13 protein-coding genes are annotated in these 18,160 nt (G+C 33.8%); 1 reads left to right on the top strand and 12 read right to left on the bottom strand.

The window, feature by feature from the left end:
* Positions 1-14 precede the first annotated feature (14 nt).
* Entirely contained in the window at positions 15-482 is a 468-nt protein-coding gene (locus tag KF896_00740; GenBank protein ID MBX3042221.1) for an Rrf2 family transcriptional regulator, read from the bottom strand.
* A 186-nt stretch (positions 483-668) separates the two neighbouring features.
* Complete coding sequence (locus KF896_00735; protein ID MBX3042220.1) at positions 669-1,271, bottom strand: gamma carbonic anhydrase family protein; 603 nt, start codon at positions 1,269-1,271, stop codon at positions 669-671.
* 182 nt (positions 1,272-1,453) lie between these two features.
* Between KF896_00735 and KF896_00730 the strand changes: the two genes are divergently transcribed.
* Entirely contained in the window at positions 1,454-4,099 is a 2,646-nt protein-coding gene (locus KF896_00730) for a T9SS type A sorting domain-containing protein (GenBank protein MBX3042219.1), read from the top strand.
* A gap of 370 nt (positions 4,100-4,469) precedes the next feature.
* Here the strand turns inward: KF896_00730 and mraY are convergent, their stop codons facing one another.
* The 10 genes from mraY to KF896_00680 all read right to left on the bottom strand — a co-directional run bounded on the left by mraY (position 4,470) and on the right by KF896_00680 (position 18,149).
* Positions 4,470-5,600, bottom strand: coding sequence for a phospho-N-acetylmuramoyl-pentapeptide-transferase (mraY, locus tag KF896_00725; protein MBX3042218.1), 1,131 nt, complete (start codon positions 5,598-5,600; stop codon positions 4,470-4,472).
* A gap of 102 nt (positions 5,601-5,702) precedes the next feature.
* Positions 5,703-6,272, bottom strand: coding sequence for an aminodeoxychorismate/anthranilate synthase component II (locus KF896_00720; protein ID MBX3042217.1), 570 nt, complete (start codon positions 6,270-6,272; stop codon positions 5,703-5,705).
* Between the two features lie 139 nt (positions 6,273-6,411).
* The gene (gcvT, locus tag KF896_00715; protein ID MBX3042216.1) at positions 6,412-7,512 is read right to left on the bottom strand and encodes a glycine cleavage system aminomethyltransferase GcvT; all 1,101 of its coding nucleotides are present in this window, start codon (positions 7,510-7,512) and stop codon (positions 6,412-6,414) included.
* 66 nt (positions 7,513-7,578) lie between these two features.
* On the bottom strand, positions 7,579-7,770 hold the full coding sequence (locus tag KF896_00710; protein ID MBX3042215.1) for a helix-hairpin-helix domain-containing protein: 192 nt from the start codon (positions 7,768-7,770) through the stop codon (positions 7,579-7,581).
* 376 nt (positions 7,771-8,146) lie between these two features.
* Entirely contained in the window at positions 8,147-10,927 is a 2,781-nt protein-coding gene (locus tag KF896_00705; protein ID MBX3042214.1) for a PAS domain-containing sensor histidine kinase, read from the bottom strand.
* A gap of 130 nt (positions 10,928-11,057) precedes the next feature.
* Positions 11,058-11,696, bottom strand: coding sequence for a CPBP family intramembrane metalloprotease (locus KF896_00700; protein MBX3042213.1), 639 nt, complete (start codon positions 11,694-11,696; stop codon positions 11,058-11,060).
* A gap of 3 nt (positions 11,697-11,699) precedes the next feature.
* Positions 11,700-13,760, bottom strand: a complete 2,061-nt coding sequence (locus KF896_00695) for a hypothetical protein (protein ID MBX3042212.1) — start codon at positions 13,758-13,760, stop codon at positions 11,700-11,702.
* Positions 13,761-13,799: 39 nt separating this feature from the next.
* A complete protein-coding gene (locus KF896_00690; GenBank protein ID MBX3042211.1) occupies positions 13,800-14,432 on the bottom strand; it encodes a hypothetical protein in 633 nt (210 codons plus the stop codon).
* 105 nt (positions 14,433-14,537) lie between these two features.
* Positions 14,538-16,118, bottom strand: a complete 1,581-nt coding sequence (locus KF896_00685) for a calcineurin-like phosphoesterase family protein (protein ID MBX3042210.1) — start codon at positions 16,116-16,118, stop codon at positions 14,538-14,540.
* A 168-nt stretch (positions 16,119-16,286) separates the two neighbouring features.
* A complete protein-coding gene (locus KF896_00680) occupies positions 16,287-18,149 on the bottom strand; it encodes a T9SS type A sorting domain-containing protein (protein ID MBX3042209.1) in 1,863 nt (620 codons plus the stop codon).
* Between the last annotated feature and the right edge of the window lie 11 nt (positions 18,150-18,160).

Genomic DNA, 18,160 nt, shown 5'->3' with positions numbered 1-18,160 from the left:
TATATAACCATTTTTTAAATTAAACTTTCAATATTAATTAATTTTTTGTGATTTCCATTCACGGAAAATTTATTCAAATCTCCGGAAACAAAATCTTTTAAAGACGTTTTAATAAAAATATTATCTATCAGTTTTTGAATTTTATGCATCGGGTCTTTTATTACGCACATATCATTACGCTGACATTCATCTTCATTTCCATTCAGACAATCAACTATTCTGATTCGCTCATCAGTTGCATTGATAATCTCCATCAGCGAGATTTCATTTGGAACTTTGGATAGGAGATATCCACCTTTCACACCCTGATGAGACTCCAATAAGCCAACCTTCATTAGTGCCTGCATAGTTTTCGACAAAAACTCAAATGATAAACCAAGCCGATTTGCTATTTCCTTAGCATTAAGCTTTTCACCAGGATTTTCAGCTAAGTATTGCATAGCCAAAATCGCATATTCCGCCTTTTTCGATAATTTGAGCATTTTAATATAATTTGTATCACAATCATAAACCATGACGAAATCAAAATCAGACTATTGTAGTCGTATTTTAAAAATTGAGTAAAATTAAAAAATATTGCAATTCAATTTCAGTTTATTAAATTGACAGAAATAGTCAGCCGTCAGCATTGTTGTATAATCTTTCCAAAAAAATACAGAAATAATAAGCTATCTGCCTAAAGTCTCTTTCAATGTTTTGTAGTTTATTTGCATTTTAGGTCTATCAGCAGGAATTTCCCTCAACGGATCGCATGGTTTGAGTGAATCGAAACATTGATTTGGCAAAGATTGGTATAGTTTAGTACCTTCCGTTTTCCAATTAATCATATCATCAGATACATCTTTGACAATTTTTGCTGGATTTCCAACAACAATTTTTCTATCCGGCACAATCATACCAGCCGGAACAAAGCACAAAGCTCCAACTATACATTCATCACCAATAACTACATTGTCCATAACTACAGCATTCATTCCGATTAGTGAATTTCTTCCTATTATTCCACCGTGGATAATTGCTCCATGTCCGATATGTGCAGATTCTTTCAATCTTACTGTTACCCCCGGGAACATATGGATAATGCAGTTCTCCTGCACATTACAGCCGTCTTCAATCATAATCTCCCCCCAATCACCTCTGATTGCCGCACCGGGTCCAACATATACATCTCTTCCGATAATCACATTGCCGATTATAGAGGCATTTGGATGTATAAAACTACTTTCATGAATAACAGGCTTAAAAGCATTAAATTCAAATATATTAGGCATAATTTTTCCTTAACAATTATTTCTGTAAATTATTTAAAAAATAGAGTCAGTTTTGTTAAATATGACCAATAGTATAATAATAGTATTAAAATAACGTTTGTAGTATATTGATAGTATAAATATTTTAAATAAATTAATTTTTGAAAAATAAGTATTTAAAAATAAATTGGAGTTTTAATAAAATGAAAAGATTCAAACAGCATTTAAGCCTTGTAATTTTATCATTTCTTTTTGTAACTGCTGCATATTCACAAGTCCCTCCCACTTTAATCAGCCCTGCAAATTTTAATTATTGCGTCGGAAAGAATATTAATTTCCAGTGGACAGAGGTTCCAAATGCAGTTTCATATAAGCTGGAGGTTTCAACAAATCCTGAATTCAGCAATTTGATTGCAAATCTATCAGAACTCGAAGAAACTAACGCAAATGTAGAGTTGCCGAATTGGAATTCAGAATATTACTGGAGAGCAACTTCTGTATTTGCGAATAACAACACAGGGGTTTCTGACCCATGGAATTTCAAAACTAAACTTGAGCCACTTACTTTGGTTTCGCCTCAGAATGGTGTATTGTGTCAGGATACAACGATAACATTTCGCTGGAATCAAGCTGATGCTGAATTTTACAGACTAGAAGTATCCGATACTCAGGATTTTGACTCTTTAATTTTCAGCAGAAATACAATTGTTGATACATTTTTCACTCTAAGACTTGCTGAATACAGTAAGACATATTATTGGAGAGTGTCTCATAAAAAAGCAACTTGTGAAAGTGATTTTTCTGCTGTTTGGCATTATACGACTAAACTGGCACCACCGGCACTGACTTTCCCTGAAAACATGTCATTCGGTGGAGATATATTCAGCAGCGAGCCGTTTTCTGTTGAGTTTAATTGGAGAAGTATTGGTCAGACAGCTGTTTATGATTTTCAAATATCCTCATCACAGAATTTTGCAGATACTTTGGCTGAATCTTATGGTTTAAATGATACACTCAAGTTTTTAGAATTACCTGAGGACTATAACGCTACTTATTACTGGAGAGTCAGAGTTAATCATGAAGGATGTCTCAGCTACTGGTCTGACTCTTTCTCGTTTAAAACTCCGTACCAGATTACAACACTCGAATTGCCTGCTAATGCAGCAACATGTGTGAGCATGCAAAACACATTTTTTAATTGGACTGCCGTCGAAGGTGCTTCCGGATATAGGATTCAAGTTTCAGATTCAGAGAATTTCGAGAATATTTTAATTGACAGCACTGGAATTAATAACAGTCAAATTTCGCTGAATTTGAATCTTCCATTGAAGCAGCATTTTTGGAGAATCAAAGCTGTGGATAATAACAATTCAGGTTTTTGGTCATCTGCGTTTTCGTTTGTTACGACACAAAGACCTCCGGTTGTTGTAAGTCCTACAGACAGTACTTTAGGCTTGCAAAAAACTGTAATTTTGAATTGGGAAGATTTTGGCGAAAGTGCATTATATGACCTAAATGTATTTCAGGAAGTTTCTCAGGGCGAATACCTTACTTTAGTTGACACACTTGGTTTGGATTTGAATTCATTCGTTGTTCAGGTTCCTAATGATAATACTACTTACAAATGGCAGGTACGTGTTATCAGCAACGGATGTGTTGGCGATTGGACTAAATTACAAACGTTCAGAACATTGATTCCATCTCCGGTGCTTCTGAAGCCTGCAAATAATGAAACGAGGGTATCTGTATATCCGATTTTCGAATGGGAAGCAGTAGTTGACGCATTAAATTATGATATTGAAATTTCGAAGGACAGTACTTTTACAACAAAATTTCTAACTGACGAGCGGATTGAATCCCTTATATGGACTAAATCCGGTACTCAGTATGAAGAAAAAACCAGATATTTTTGGAGATTACGTGCAAGAAATAGCGATGGGGTAAGCCTTTGGTCAGCTCCTTTTGTTTTTACAACTGATGAACTTCCGGCAGATGCGCCGGTTATAATTTCTCCAAAGAATCGTGAATCAAAAGTCTTGATGAATCCAACTTTGGTATGGCACGCGGCTCCAAGAGCTATAAGTTATATTGTTACAATTGGTGAAGATGAATTTTTTGATAACATTTTCCTAAGTCAACAAATTGCTGATACTACCCTTGAAGTTATAGGTCTGGAAAGATTTACAAATTATTGGTGGAAAGTTCAGGCAATAGGAGCTGAAGAAGAAGGCAATACATCACTTGTTTATACATTCAGAACAAAGGACATAGCACCTGAGCAAATAGTCTCACTTATTAGTCCTGCAGATAATGCTACTTTTGAAAATCTTATAATAAGTATGCGTTGGTCTTCAGTCGAAAGAGCTCTTTCTTATGAGTTGCAAATATCTTCTACTCCGAATTTTGAACAAAATGATATTGTTCAGACGCACAGGAATGTCCAGGACACTAACAGAATAGTTTATGACCTTGAATATGATAAAGCATATTACTGGAGAGTGGCTGCATGGAACGAGGACGGACAGGCCGGCTGGTCTGTTGCACGCAGATTTAATACAAAATTGAACACTTCAGTAATCAATAACGATGATGTTGTTAATTCACATTTTGTGTATCCAAATCCCGCAATTGATAAAGCTGTAATCAATATTCACAGTTTAAGTGCCGTGAATGCAGATTTGAGAGTATTGAATATCATTGGAAGAGAGATTTTCAAAATTCAAAATATTGAACTTAATGCAGGCGAAAACTTAATTGATATAGATTTAAGTAAATTCCCTTCAGGGTTGTATATTTATTCAATACAAACTCCTTATGGAAATACAACAGGCAGAATCATAGCTAAATAATTATTTTGAAGTTTAAGTCTTTAGCTTGAAATTAATAATAAAACTTCAAAGGCGAAAGCGGGATATTTCAAAATTTAATTGAAAATATCATGTTTTCGCCTTATTTATTTTAATATTATTGATACAAATATAGCATAAACGACTATGTTTTAGTACTAATTATACATATACTTATTACTAGAATCATGTATTATATTAGAAAATTAGTAATATTGCTCTAACATTTTAATTGCTAATCCGAACAACTCTGATACTTAAGTTTAACAATATAATAATGCTATAAATTCAATATATTGAAACTTACTATTTCTGATTAATCAGCAATACATTTCGAGGAACAAACCAGACACCATAAAAGAACTATCGAATTCTATCTTACTTTGAAAGTAGTCATTGCAATTATAGCCATAAGCACGGCAATGATATAGAAACGTGTAACGATTTTAGATTCATGCCAGCCACTTTTCTCGAAATGGTGATGAAGTGGTGCCATTTTGAATAAGCGACGACCTTCTCCGTATTTTTTCTTAGTGTATTTAAAATATGAAACCTGAATTATGACTGACAGAGTTTCAGCAAAAAATATACCACCCAAAATCGGCAGAATAAATTCTTTTTTAATAAGTATTGCCAGCCCACCGATTGCACCACCCAAAGCCAGAGAACCTGTATCTCCCATAAAGACTTGTGCAGGATAGGAATTATACCAAAGAAAGCCAAGTGCTGCACCAACAAGTGCCGCTGCAAAGACTGTCAGCTCACCTGAATTGCGAATGTAAGTAATATTGAGATATTCTGAGAAATTTGCATTACCGGAAAAATACGCAATTACGGCAAGAGCAAGCGTTGCTATACCAACGGTACCGATAGCCAGACCATCGATACCATCTGTCAGATTTACGGCATTTGAGGTAGCAGTAAGTATGAATATCACAGCCGGAATATAAAATATTCCGAAGTCAAACATAAGATTTTTTTCAAAGGGTACGGTTGTTGATGTATTGAATTTAAGAAAGTCCGGTGAAAATGCTTCGGGGAAAAAGTAAATGGTACCACCAAGAATGAGTCCTATCAGTACTTGTCCTATAATTTTGTAGCGACCAATAAGCCCGTTAGGATATTTTTTTACTACTTTAAGATAATCATCAAGAAATCCTACAGCACCGAGCCAAGCAGTTGTAATGAATATCAAAATTATGAACATATTGGTAATATCTGCCCAAAAAAGTGTTGGCAACAGAACTGCAGTAAGCACAATAAGACCTCCCATGGTTGGAGTTCCGGCTTTTAGAGAATGGTTGCCTACCATTTGGAGCTCACTTTTTGCCTGCTCACCAATTTGATTTCTTTTAAGTCTTTTGATAATTAAAGGACCAAAAACAAAACTGATAATTAAAGCAGTGATTGCTGCAAGAGCCGCACGAAATGTAATATACTGGAATAATCCGAATCCCGGAGGGTCGAATAAATCACGAAGCCATAAACCGAAATAATATAGCATTATATGTTTATTTGATTTGTTATTTTTATAAAGTACAAATTTACGGATATTAATAGAAGTGTAAAAATGATTATTTAAAAATATGAAATTTTTTCTTATATTTTAAAAACTTTTCAGCCAATTTCCCAAAATCCAATAGCCAAATTCAGTAATAATTGATTCTGGATGATACTGAACAGCATTTATTAAATTATCCTTGCTTGAGTAAGACATAATGACATCATCGTCGGAAATTGCAGTAACGGTGAAGTCTTCCGGCAACTTTCTTATTGCCCATGAGTGGTATCTGCCGACATTAACCTGCGATGAAATATTATCATAAAGAGTCCCAAGAGAATATTTTAAGGTGCTACTGATTCCATGTCTGATTTTATCCAATCTGTAAATCTCAGCTCCAAAGTGTATTGCAATTGTCTGAAAACCAAGACAAACCCCCAATAGTGGAATATTTCTAAAACAATTATCAATAATTACGTTCATTTCAGGATATTCATAAGGAAGTCCGGGACCAGGAGATAGAACTATCCCGTCAAATTTGAATACATTGCAATTTGGTGATTCACGAACAGGAATAACAACCACTTCGGCTCCATTCTCTTCGAAAGCCTGTACTAAGTTATATGTAAACGAATCGTTATTATCTATGAGTAATATTTTTTTTTTAATTCCCATAAAAATCTATAATGTTTTGAACTGAGTTAAACCGTAGTAAAGTCATGAAACAGTATTAAATTATAATGATAATTCAGAAAAAACAGAAGTATTCAAACAGCCCCCATTTTCAGAAAAGAAGCCAGGGGGCTGCATTAGTTTAAACAACAAAAGGTAATTTGATAACTTCAGCTGAGAATTTTTTTCCTCTGGCTTCAATTTCAATGATGGTTCCCGGAGTTTTGAATTCTTTCGATACATACCCCATTCCAATCGCCTTATTTAGAGTTGGTGAAAGATTACCGCTTGTTACTTTTCCTATTTCATTATCACCTGAAAATATTTTGTAACCGGAACGTGCAATGAATTTATCAGCAGCAACAACGAAACCAACAAGATTTCTTGAGGGTTTATCTTCTTTCACTTTGGCAATTACCTCACTTCCATTAAATGCACCTTTTGCAAGTTTGGTAATCCAGCCCAATCCGGCTTCGATTGGATTAGTTGTTTCGTCAATATCATTTCCATATAAACAATACCCTTTTTCTAATCTTAGAGTATCGCGGCAGCCAAGTCCAACCGGTTGAATTCCGAATTCTTCACCCGCAGAAAATAGCTTATCCCAAACATCTTTTGCAACGGCATCATCACCTTTGAAGTAAAGTTCATAACCAAGCTCGCCTGTGTATCCGGTTCTGGAAATAATCATATCATATCCGGCTAACTTACCGGGCTTAAAGCTATAATACTTTAGCGCATCTTCACTAATATCTTCAACAGTGAGCTTTACAAGAGTATCTCTTGATGCAGGTCCCTGAACTGCAAGTAAATTTAATTCATCAGAAGCATTTTTAAGCTCAAGTGACATATTTTCTGCATTTTTGCTACACCAATTCCAATCTTTTTCTTCATTTGCTCCATTTACCACAAGCATATACGAATCTTCACCTGTTCTGTAAACCAACAAATCGTCAACAATACAACCGTTTTCATAACACATAGCTGAATACTGAACCTGACCAATTGTAAGTTTTGAAGCATCGTTTGTTGTAATCTTCTGCACAAATGCCAATGCGTCTTCACCGCTGACTTCAAATTCACCCATGTGTGATACATCAAAAACACCGACTTTTTCTCTTACACAATTATGCTCGGCTATGATGCCTGCAGAATACTGAATAGGCATAATAAATCCGGCAAATTCGACCATTTTTGCACTAAGGCTTTTATGGATTTCTGTAAATCTTGTTGTTCTAATCATGATTTCCTCATTTCAAAAAATAATTTTACTTTTTGTTCAAATTAAAAATATAAAATTAATCAAATTTTACTTAACTTCAATGAAATCTTTCATTGTATCGTATTTCTTATCTCCAATTCCTTTAATATTTTTTAATTCTGAGGGATGATTAAAGGGTTTTCGGTTTCTGTATTCGATTATTGCAATAGCAGTTTTCTCACCTACATTCGGAAGTTTCATAAGTTCAGCTTTTGATGCTGAATTTAAATTAATTTTCATGCCTTTTAATTTATCGGCTTTAGTTGCTTTGGAATCAGAAATAGTATTCCTTGAATTAGCTGTAGTTTCAATAATTAACGAATCACTTGCATTTTCTTGAAAAATTGCAGGATTATTCATTTCATCTGTGCCTACATATTTTTGACGGGATTGCTCGGCTAAAGAATCTAATATTCGAAATACTTCAGGATTTACTTTTGCACTTTCAGCATCAATCTGAAAACTTTGAATTATCAACCCCATTAAAAAGCCTCCAAGCACTATAGAAACTATAATTAGCTCGGCATTAGTAGCACCGGAAATTGTCTTAATTTTGGTTAAAAATTCGCTTTGTTTCATAAACCATAATTTTATAATTATTGCATATTGTAAAACATTATTGCTTATAAGCATCAAAATACAAACTTACTGTAGTTCCTTTATTGACTTCACTTTCAATTCTGATATCGCCTTTTAGCTTTTTGACGATTTTCATCACAATTGTCAAACCAAGTCCAATTCCCTCATGGCGGCGCTGTATTCCTTCACTCCCTTGGCGGAATGGTTCAAAAACTACGTTGATTTTATCTTCAGGAATACCGATTCCGTTATCTTTAATATAAATTTTTACTTTATCCTGCCCATCAATAATTTCTTTTGAAACACCCAAAACTATAGTTCCGATGTCTGAGAATTTATAAGAATTTTCCAAAAGCTCATAGATGGCTTGATGCAATAAATACTCATCGGTTTCAAACTCAAGTATTTCATCCGCGATTTCAAGTCTAAAATCAAGTTCCTTTTCCTGAACCATATCAATTGCAGATTTGTCATACATTGATATGAAAGTATTTAGCCGGCATAATTCAAAAATAAGGTCATACTTCAGTGAATCAAGCTCAGTTAGAACAAGCAAAGCGCTTAGAGTTCTTTTTAAGCGTTCCCCTGAAAGTTCAATCATATGCAGCATTTCAATCTGGTCTTCATCAGTTAATTCCATTCTGAGTATTCTCGAAAACCCAAGAATACCATTGAGAGGTGTGCGTAGTTCATGACCAAGATTATTGAGTATTGTATTTGCGATATCTGCTGATTTTTCTGCCAAATCTTTAGCTTTAATCAATTCTTTTTCAAATGATTTTCTCTGACTAATATCTCTTACGATTCCTATGATATTAATTTCGCCATTGATTGTAAGACTTTCTGATGATATTTCTATGAATTTGGGAGTTCCATCTTTTGATATTAACTGTACTTCAAATTTATTCGCAACTTCTTCACCTGAATGTCTTTTTCTAAATCTATCCTCGAATATATTTCTGCTCGCAGGTGTAAACAATCTGGTAAAATCAAACTCTTTTGATGTTATTTCATCAAATGTATAACCTGTGATATCACAAAAACTCTGATTAGCATAGTAATAATTGCGTCCCCGCAAGAGATAAATGCCGTCAAATGCATTTTCTATTAAGTGACGAAACTTAATATCTGTATTATCTTTTTCTTTCAATGATTCTTTGAAATCTGTCAAATCATGAAAAAGTGTCAAAATGTAAGACTTACCTGTTAACTCAACGGTGTTAACTTTTACATAAGTAGGTCTATGGCTGCCATCTTTACGTCTGTGCACTGTTTCAAATTCATCGAAGCCATTTTTAATTATCGAATCAATTCTTCGTTTAGTTTCTTCAGGGCTCTCGATTGCATCATAATCATTGATTGACAATTTTTCAAATTCTTCTTTTGTATACCCTAAGCTGCTGTAAGCTGCATCATTGAACTCAACAGAAGTTTGAGTTTCAGGGTCAATAACAACTATTCCATCAGGTAAAAAATCAAACAACTGCCTGTAACGAAGTTCTGCTTCCCTTATAGCATTTATATACTCAATTCTATCAGTAACATCTCTTAAATTTACAATAACTCCTGAAATGATTTTATCACTAAATAAATTAGTAACAGCAAATTCAAACCACCTGATTTCGTTACTTTTGTTAATTAGTCTTAGATTGTAATATTTTGTTAACGTTTCATTATCATAAAGTTGATTTGAAATCTCAACTAATACAAGTCTGTCAGATTTATATACAAGGGGCTTAAGTCCTTTTGAAATAATCTCAGCACTTGAATAACCCAATAAATTATGAACATTCGAACTAACATAGACAGGATTTAGTTTATTATCAAGTATAAAGAATAAATCAACGCTGTCTTCCACAAGTTTACGGAATTTATACTCATTATTCTTTAGTAATTCCTCTGCTTTGAGGCGATCTGCAATATCCCATTGAACAATCTGAACACCGATAACGCTTCCATCTTTATCTTTTAAAGGAGTTCTTAAAACCTCAATCGAACCTTCATGATAGCAATTTTCATAAGTATGCTCTTCAATTATTGAAATTGACTGATTGAGTCTTATGCAAAGCTCGTTGTTCATTTCGTTATTCCAAGCAAGCCCTGGTGAAAATAATTCGCTTACATGCTTGCCAATTAATTCTTCTTTTGACTTATTGAAATGATTTGCAAAATATTTATTGCTAAATGTAACTATTGAGTTAGTATCAACGCGATATATCCCTAATTCTATCGTATCAACAAGTGATTCGTACAAGGAATTACTTTCCTGGAGTTTCTTTTCAGTATGTAATTTATCGCTGATATCATTAATTGATACCCAAAAAGTACTTTTTTCCTTTTCATCAGGATGTTCCATTATGTTTAGATTCACATCAACTAATTTACCATAAAGGCCAATCATTGTAAGTTCGAGATCAGCATTAGTTGTGTTACTCAAGGAATTAATTTTTAAGTAAAAAGCATCCTGATAGTTTTTTTTTATGAAATATCTGATGTCCTTGCCAACCAATTGTTCTCTGAATCCCTCCAGAATCTTAGCAGCATTACGACTAACTTCAATGATGTTGTAATCGGAATCTATGATTAAATTTCCAACAGGCGAATTGTCAAATAAGTTTTTAAATCTTTGCTGTTCTTTGTAGAGTTGCTCATTTGCGACCATGAGTTGTTCGTTCTGAAGTTCTAATTCGATTTTATATACGCTTAACTCTTCAATAATAGAGTTTAATGATATATCTTCATGCTTAAGATTTACACTTTTTGTGCGAAGTATTTCCAAAGCTTTTTGTCTGATTTCGTCCAATTCTTTTTCGTTCATCAATTGCTCTTTTTATTTAGCTAAACATAATGAAAATAAAAAACAAATAAAATATATTGATTGTAAATTTACAAAATTTTCATATACAAATATAATTAAAAAAAACTAAAATATGCAAATATTTACAAAATTATATGTTTACCGGAAAAATAACAAAAATCAAACAATCCCATACAGCATGTGATACTATTCCGGGAGTAAGAGTTCCAAATTTAGTATACATTATGCTCCAGTGTATTCCAAGCACTAAAGCAGCCAGTAAAAGCAATGGATTCAAAGCCCAGATATGTACAAAAGAATATAGAAAAATTGCAATCATTGTTCCATTTCTTTTGCCGAATTTAATCAAAAAACTATCCTGCACATATCCTCTCCAAAATATTTCTTCGGCGGGTGCAATTAAGAAAAAAAGAAGTGCTCCGATAAAGTATGGACTTGCTTGATTCCTTGTTTGATAAATTGCCTCAATCTGAGGAGCAGCCCAGTCAAACATATAAACAAGAAGCCACATCCCGAATCTGGATAGCAAATAAAGCAATATTGCATGTATTATTCCAATCCAGATATATTTCCATTTAAATTCGAATAATTCTTTCAGTTTTCCTTTTTGAATTACAAGTGAATATGCAGTCAGTGTTAGTGTCGAGAAAGTCATTGCATACCAAAAATAATTATAATGTACCAGCTTGGTAAAATCAAGACTTATCGAAAACATAATAAACCAGAAAATTGCTGCTAGTGTTATTCCAAAGAAAAGTTTTCTATTCATACGCTATTTGGATTCTTTGATTATGGTTAGATTGAACGTTTGATTTTTTGGATATTGATTATGTACATTGCTTGTATTGGTTTCAATCAATAAGTTCGTATTATGACTAAATTCTGATATAGGAATTATAATAATAATAAAATCTGAATTTCTGACAATACCACATTTTCTAATTTCGGATGAAAAATTATTTTCTGAAATGAATATTTCCTTATTCTGAGGTGGAAATATCAGTTTAATTTGATAGTTTTCAGGCAAAATATTATTAGAATTTAATTTGATATATATATAATTGTTGTCATTACCGTAATTTATCGAATCAAGAAAATCACCAATTCTGTGCATTGCACTTAGTTCAGTATTAAAAGGAATATAACCAGCTTTGTCAAGTTCAAGGTTTAAATCATTAATGCAAACCTTGTTTATTTGCAACTTGGGCGTCATTTCTGCATCTCTTTCTTCAATCAATTCGACAGGCATGAGGACATCCTCGGGAACTTGAAGATTCATTGCCCTATATGCTTCCCCGATATAGTGCCTGAAAAGCTTATCAAAGTCAGGTTTATTTACGGTTTGATGCTCGGGTCCATACCACCAGAACCAATCGGAACCCTCAGCAATCAAGAGTGAATGAAGTGCTCTTTCGTATTGAACAGGATTCAGTCTGTCTGAATTTCTCCTTAATTCATGTCTTGCTTTACTCAGTAAATCCCATGCTTTGATATCATCTTTGTGACCTATCCATATATCGAAGTTTGAATTTATCCATGAGCCAGCAAAAATATGACTCAGCGGATTCAGAAAATTGCCACCTTCGATTATATCCGAAAATTTAACAGTTTCAATCACATCTGAATGTGTCAAAAGACCAAAAAGAGACCTCAAAAATGGTATTCCGTTATCCTTGTAATACTCCCAGCAATTTTCACCATCGAGTATAACAGATACACATGCTGAATCAAGAGCAACTTCCCCGTGATTTTTGATAATTTCACTTCTGATACTTCTCAAATGATGCATAAAATCATTTGCGGCATCAAATTCATTCCATTTTGAATATTCAAATCCAATTCGGTCAGATAAAAAATGATCACGAAAATATACTGTTATTTCACCATTTTTCATCACATACTTTCTTGGAAAAAATTTCTCTGTCGGTAAATAATGTCCATCTTTGATTGAGTTTTCAAGTACTTTTTCATCTGTGGCAATCCATTTGACATTGTTTTCAATCATAAGCTCCAGCACATCATCAGAAACCGAACCCTCCGAGGGCCAAACTCCGTTTGGATAATAATCAAAGGTTTGTTTGAAATATTCAAGTCCGAGTTTCATTTGAAGTGAAGCATCTTCCGGAAAATTGAAAATCGGAGTGGGAAGTGGCTGATTTGGTCTGGATTCATGGGCCGCATCAGAATTAATCAAAAGTGGTAAAATCGGATGATACATTGGAGAGCAAGATAATTCTATCTGTCCAAGCTCGTATAATTTACGATATTGATAATTAATTTTTTTTAGAATATCATTTTGCTCATTTTGCAAAGATTTTTTCTCAATTTCTGTAAAACCTCTCCCCTTTTCAAATAATTGCCTGACTAATCCTGACTTGGATGAAAAATATCCAAACCATGTTAGATTATACCATACCTGCAAATCAAGCCAATCCTGAGCTGAGAAATTATGTACCGCATAATCCTTATTTCTTGACCAATCGAATAATTCTTTGTATCTTGGGTATGGAGAGATCATGTTTTCATAATTGGCGTGAAAGAAATATTCAATTATTTCTTTTTTTTCATCAATATTGAGAGATTCACTATCAATTGCTGTCAATCTTTGAACATTATCTTTAGTATTACCTGTAATATATTCATCTATTTGGAGACTTAGCGAAGGCGCAAAATTAAAAGTCTGTTTAATATTGGGAAATTCATACAGCACCTCCGGAATATCAAAATAATCTTTTGTGCCGTGAAGAAGAACCCAAGGCAAAATGAACTCTTCACCCAACTTGTAATAAGGCTGATGCTGATGCCATAGAAACGCAACTTTTAATTTTTTCATTTATAAAGGGATTGAATTGTTAGTAAAACGGTTTAAAGATTATCTCCATTCCTGGTCAACTACTGTAAGTCTGCCCGGATATGTCATTGGACCAATAGCAGTTCTGACTGTGGGCTTAACATCAAGTTTAATTTTTGCTGGAGATCCGTTTAAGCCACCTATAGCAAGAGCAAGGTTAACAATACTTTCGTAACCGCGATTACCAAAAAACTTGTATAAATCAAGTTCCATTCCAAGGGGTATCATAGTTGCCTGCCCTGAACCGGGTACAGTAATTTCACCGCTGATATCACCAGTAATAGTACTGACATCATCGATAATTAATCTATAGTCAAGCGATTGAATTATTGCATTTGTCTTTTTAGTGCCGGCAGTACCGTCGTTTGGATTTTGAGCTAAAACATTAAGATTGAATCTTGCAGGGAATTTTTTAGTTGCAAAAGCACTTGTTAGCTTTAGTACATCACTTGTTGTAACATCGCTGAAAGTTTTTTTATTGGAAAAGTCAATTCCTGAAACAGACATATTAGAAACATTGTCCAGTTTAAATTTCAACTTTCCGATATCGGCAAGTGTATTAGTTACATCCTTTAATACTGCACAAGACTGCCAGCTAAAAGCAATTATTGCAATTGTCAGAATAGCAACTGAAAATTTAAAATATTTATTCATAAACCGGTTTATCCATATTAGTTTTTAAAATTATAATGACGAATAAACCGGTAAAAACAATACAAATTCAAAAAAAATATTTAGTTCAAGTATTCTGATACACAATTATTTCTCAATTACTTCAAATTTTCTATTTTGTGTATAAACTCTTCCAAGCCAATCTCTGACCCGAACATTAATTGCATGCACTCCAACAGGCAGCTTGGTAGATAGTCTTGCTTTCCAGATGTGTCTTGAATTTGCCGGTGCTGATGGACGGTCTCCATCCGGAATTTGCGGGCTGTCCCACTGGCTGCGTATATTGCAAATGTATGGGTCAAATTCGATTGAATATCTCATATTAATCCACTCACCATTATTGATTTGATATTCAACTGTATCTTTTTCGCAACCTTGAAAGAAATTAACATAAATATCTCCACCATTATAAATATTGGCTTTTACTTTTGAGGGTGCGTGAATTCTTATTCTGTAATCATTTGGATAAGATGCAGATTTGTATTCATAAAAGTATTTATTACCCTCAAATTTAATAATATTATATCCATTAGGTGTTCCATCTCTCATAATTGATTCAGGAGTACCTTTCAGATTAGAACTGCCTGACCACCAGTCTCCTGATGCTGTACCGACTGTATAATGATGATGATGATTTGAATTCAGCCATCCTTCTTTATCAGTAAAGAAATAATGACGCTGTGTGTGAGTATGACCTGAAAGAGACAAAGTAAAGTCATAATCACTTAAAATATTAAAGAGAATATTGCGACTATTTTGAAGGAAAGTTTCTCCCCATTCACTCTCGTTATAAATCGGAATGTGCATCATAAGTACAATCAGTTTATCCTTTGGAACAAATTTGAGATTATTTATTAGAAATTGTAATTGCTCTTCTCTCAAGCCACCTATATATTTATGACTTGTAAAATTATTGGGATAAATGACATCATTTAAAACTATAAAATGAACTTTGCCATGGTTGAACGCATAATTTGCGGGTCCATAGATACTTTCGAATGTTTCTGTTGCATTTGAGGGATTCTCAACATCAAAATTCAAATCATGATTACCTGCAACATGGAACCAGGGAATTCCTGCCTTAGCTGTTTCATTATTCAGATATTCAAGTAGCTCGAGCTTATCATTAACCATATCGCCGAGAGTAACTCCAAAATCGCAGTTAAAGACACTTTTTACAAAATCCTGAACAATATCCGAAGAATAATACTCAGATTGCTTTTTATTGAAAAGTTGCGGGTCTGAAAATACTGCAATACTGAATTCATCGGAATATTTAATCTTTGAAAGCGGGAAATTAATTGATTTAGGTAGCTTTCCGGTTGGTTTCGTGCCGGGATACTTTAAATCAGGTGAGCCATCAGGTTTGTATATATAGTGGAATTGTGGGAAATTCAGACTATTTACAGGATAAGAATATTCAGCCGGCTTAATTACAAATATTATATCTCCGCGTTTAATTGGTATTTCATAATATCCATCTGCATTTGTTTGAACAACAATTAGTCCATTAGATACAGAAACATCTGATATTCCTTTTTCTTGGGAATCTTTCTTCCCGTTTCCGTTCAAATCTTCGAAAACAAAACCCTTTGCAGTTAATTCATCTGCAAAAATAAAGGGTTGATTAAATACAATTAAAGCTATGAGTATCAAAAAATATTTCATTTCATAAATTCAAATTTGTTTGAAAAAAAAATGACACGCTGCAATACTTCAAGTATTTTATTAAATAATGTAATTAATTAATTATTAATTAATTCTTAACATAGTAAAATCTTGGCTAAGTTAGGATAATTTTTATTTTATTTTAAATACCAGATGATTGTATCAGAATTACATCTTCACAAACTTCTCTACCATATTGCCAATACGGATGAAATACACGCCTGCGGGGAGATGAGAAACATCAATTTTCTGTGTGGACAGGTCAAGCCCTATCCCTACAGATAAAACCTCTAATCCAAGCATATCGAATATTTGCACTTTATCAACCATAGGGTTAACCCTATGGTTGATTTCAGGGATAGAAATTGTAATAAAATCACTTGCGGGGTTGGGGCTTACTACAATTCGACTATCCTTACAACTCTCCCAAACGCTGGTAGTTGGTGTACCCGTAAATTTCAAATCGGTTGAATCGTTACTTATAAGCCGGACTGTATGCTTTAATGGTGAAAACTTGAAATTATCATCTACAGGGGTGATGTCCCAGGTTTTATAAGATTCTATATTCAGGAATTCAAATTTGCCTGATATGTCGGTTTTTGTTGTTGTGTCTGCAAGACCTAAACCGTCAGGGGTTAGTACTGACCGGGCAAATCTGACATCAATATCTGCCATACCTTTGCCGTCTGTATCAACTACATAGCCGCTTATAGTATGGTATGTGCGTAAATCAGTTGCATTAAAATCGAAACCACTCGTATCGTGGGTAAGCTCTATATCATACTGCAAAGGTGTATAGTCAAAAGGTTTGTAGTAAAATTTTGATAAAGGATTATCATGATATTTGTTCATTGCTTTAACTGTGTATGAACCTTTTTTTAGACGGGTAAATTTATAGTAACCATCAGCATCTGTCATTGTTACACGATAACCAAGAAAAATAGGTATATTGGGCTGACCTTTATCTCCTTCCCAAACTCTACCGCTTATTGTATATATGTCCTCAATACCAGGTGCTAAATTATCTTCTACCATGCGGAATAAATGTCCAAAAAATGTTGCTATAATTGGTACCGAGCCGGCATATCGTACCATCATGGTTGCCGGTGTATCCATATCAGGTTTTTCATAAGTCCATGACTCGCCACCATCATAAGTATATACAATTTTGCCGAACTGACCTACTGCTATTCCTATCAGACTATCCTTAAATGCGATACTTTGTAAACCGAATGGGCTCATTCGACTATTGAATTTTGGGTCATCTGAATACAAATCCAATACTCTTCGCCAGTGCTTGCCTCCGTCCGTGCTTTTATATATCGCATCTCTACAAGAACCTCCTGCAATATCATTACTCCAACCGCAAATGAAAAATAATTTTTCAGTAACCTTGCAAAGATTGCCTGAGTAAAATGAATTCACATCAACCTTATATAATGAATACTCTAATGTATTGATATTGAGTTGCAATATATTTACACCTCCTTTGCCTACCGTTACATATAGAATTGAGTCATTCACCATTACGGGATTTCTATATGACAACAATTTACCGAAAGATGTATCAAGACGAAAGGTTTTATAAGTTTCCCAACCGTCTTTGGTGATTTTGACACGGTCATCTGTAGCAACGCCAATTTGATGATTATACATTGATATATATTCATTATTGCCGAGAGCTGTATTTATTATGTCAAATTCCTGACCTGAATTGGTTGATTTTAATATCGTATCAGTATATTTAAAAGTTAAGAATATACTTGAACTATCCGGACAGCTCATGTCTGAACTATATAAATTATTCTCAAATTTACTTAATAAATACCAACTATTACCCTGGTCTTCAGATTTATAAATAGCTTGATAATTTGTCCAGTTTTCACCAAATTGTACAGTAACAAAACAGTTATTACTGTCGGGACATTCTAACTTTTTAGGAACTGAATTGACATTCCGTGTCATTTCCCATTTATTCTGAGAATACATGGGAAGAGTAATTAAAATGATTATATATAATAATCTTTTCATTTCAATAAAAC

This window comes from Ignavibacteriota bacterium (assembly GCA_019637995.1).
Classification (GTDB): Bacteria; Bacteroidota; Ignavibacteria; order Kapaibacteriales; family UBA2268; genus JANJTB01.
Note: the sequence above shows the minus strand (reverse complement) of the source record. Positions and strands in the feature narration are given on the sequence as shown.